Here is a 2,430-nt window from a genome sequence, read left to right as displayed (position 1 = left end):
GGCTTCAGGCCAGGACGAAACCCGCCCATGGCGCCGGATGCATTTCATACAGCGATCATGAGCCAACGTGTGAGTTGGGTGCTCGATGCCGACCCCGTATCCTGCAACTATCAAACTATGCCTGCTGTCAAGCGAAGTGAAGATTTGACCCCGTAGGCGAAACGAAGAACTGACCCCTTCATTGATTTGCTGTTTCGTTTGTCTCAAGCGCTGTTCCGGCCTTCTGCAGAAGGCCGGAACGGCGCTTTTCGCGAAGCCTGTAGCTATCACCTCGGATGGTGATCACCGTCGAATGGTGCAGCAGGCGGTCCAATATCGCGGTGGCGACGACAGGGTCTCCAAAGACGCTCCCCCACTCTCCGACCGATCGATTGGAGGTAATCAGGATCGATCCCCTTTCATAGCGGCGAGAGACCAGTTGGAAGAACAGGTGGGCGGCGTTAGCTTCGAAGGGCAGATATCCCAGCTCGTCGATGATCAGCAGTTTCGGCCGCGATAGGATTGTCAACTGCTTGTCCAATGAGCCATCGTTATGGGCCTTGGCGAGCATCGCAACCAGAGTGGCCGCCGTGACGAATTGAACGTTGTAGTTCTGGCGGATTGCTTCTCGGCCAAGACTGACAGCAAGGTGCGTCTTACCGGTGCCCGGAGGTCCGAGGAATAGGACGGTGTCGCCGTGAGCAATCCAGCGGCAGGTTGACAGCTCCCTGATCTGTCCTCGATCCAGCGAGGGCTGTGCCTCGAAGTCGAAGCCATCGAGTTCGCGTACGAAGGGGAACTGCGCCAACTTGCTCGACATCGAGATGCGCCGTTCATCGCGCCGGGCAATCTCTCGTGAGACCAGGAACGCCAGAGCTTCGCGCAACGTCATCTTCGAGCGCCTCGTCCAGCAACGTGTCGAGTTGATCGCGGATCGCCGTCAGCTTTAGCCGATCGAGTGTCGCGATGAGTAAATCGTGATCGACGGTCGTCATCACCAGCCACCTCCAACAACGGCCTCGTATTCCGCAAGAGGTCGCAGCAAGGCGGCTGGTGCCAGCTCGACTGGAGCGGTGCGAACCAGTCCTTCGCTACCCGCGAAGCCAACAAAGTGATCCCGGTCGACGATCCGTTGTCGCCGTCCCTGGCAGAGAGGATGATCGGCCACAACCTGGCCAGCGTGACGGATAATTACACGGCCAGCCAATACAACGACTTGGACGCTCTCGCCGATGAGACGCCAGGGTACGGAATAGCTGTTTGTGTCGAGATCGATGGCGCAGTCCGCCTGCACTTTGCGCACGAGGTCGCGTAGTTGTCCAAACGGTACGCGGCCGGATAGCGGCCGAAGGGCTTCGGCCTCCGCAGCAAAGCGTTCAATTGGTGCTTCACCAGTCGTGCCGTGTTCTCGTCGGTCTGCGATCTCTCGTATCCATCGGTCAAGGTGCGCCTCGAACGAAGCCCAGTTCTCAAACCGGCGACCAGCGATAGCATTCTTCTTGACGTACCCGACCCCGCGCTCGTCCTTCCCCTTTGTTCGCGCCCGGTAGGGAGCGCAAGCGCGTGGCGCGAAGCCCCAGTAACGGGCAAACGCCCAGAGTCGCGCATTGAAGCGAACCTCCCGGCTAACCGCGTCGTGATGTTCGACAAGTGCCTTCGCATTATCCAGCAAAACCTCAACGGGAACGCCGCCAAACCGAAGAAACGCGCCTTCCATCCCCTCGAACCAATCTGTCTGCCCTTCTCTCAATGAGGCACGGATATGAATGCGTCTGGAATAGCTTAGCGTGGCGACAAAGACGTTTACCCGAAGCCGCTCGTCACCGATCCAGACACGCGTCTGCCCGAAGTCGATCTGCAACTGACGACCAGGCGGCGTTTCAAACCGCACTGTCGCACGCTTTTGCGCCTTGAGTTCCCGCCGCCATTCCCGGACTCGAAGCTCTACCGAACGCAAACCGATGATAATTCCATGCTCGCTCGCCAGCTCCTGCCGGATCACATCGGCATTGCCATCATGGCGAAAGAAGCGTTCACGAAGCCAATCATCAAGGCCATCAAAAGCACTCCTCCGAACCGGCTTCTTGAAGGGTACCGCTCCACCCTCACGAAGATATCGACGGACAGTGTTGCGAGCACATCCAAATTCCTTCGATAGACGCTTGGCACCCCAACCAAGCTCGTGCAGCCGCAACATTGCCACCACCTCATCTGCCTCAAGCATATCTTCGCCCTGCATCGTTCCCCACGATGCAGGATGCGCTGAAATCGCACTTGTCATCCATCTCTCCTCGTTGTCACACGAGGGGGCAGTTCTTCATTTCGTTAGGGGGTCAGTTTCTCATTTCGCCTGACACCTGCGGGCGGGTGCCGCGGTGGACCGACTTGTTCATCACGCAACGATCATTCGAAATGAACGTCGAAAGCTGTCGACGACGTTCCGCCATGGAG

1 protein-coding gene and 1 pseudogene are annotated in these 2,430 nt (G+C 58.1%); both read right to left on the bottom strand.

Annotated features, from left to right (window positions below; translation table 11 throughout):
* Positions 1 to 178: 178 nt before the first annotated feature.
* Positions 179 to 974: pseudogene (gene istB, locus BBJ66_RS27140) on the bottom strand (IS21-like element ISSme2 family helper ATPase IstB).
* A complete protein-coding gene (gene istA / locus BBJ66_RS27135) occupies positions 974 to 2,260 on the bottom strand; it encodes an IS21 family transposase (protein WP_016737538.1) in 1,287 nt (428 codons plus the stop codon). The pseudogene istB and the gene istA overlap by 1 nt, the downstream one beginning before the upstream one ends.
* Between the last annotated feature and the right edge of the window lie 170 nt (positions 2,261 to 2,430).

Origin of the sequence: Rhizobium sp. RSm-3, from assembly GCF_001854685.1 — a bacterium.
In the GTDB taxonomy this organism is placed as follows: Bacteria; Pseudomonadota; Alphaproteobacteria; order Rhizobiales; family Rhizobiaceae; genus Rhizobium; species Rhizobium ecuadorense.
Note: the sequence above shows the minus strand (reverse complement) of the source record. Positions and strands in the feature narration are given on the sequence as shown.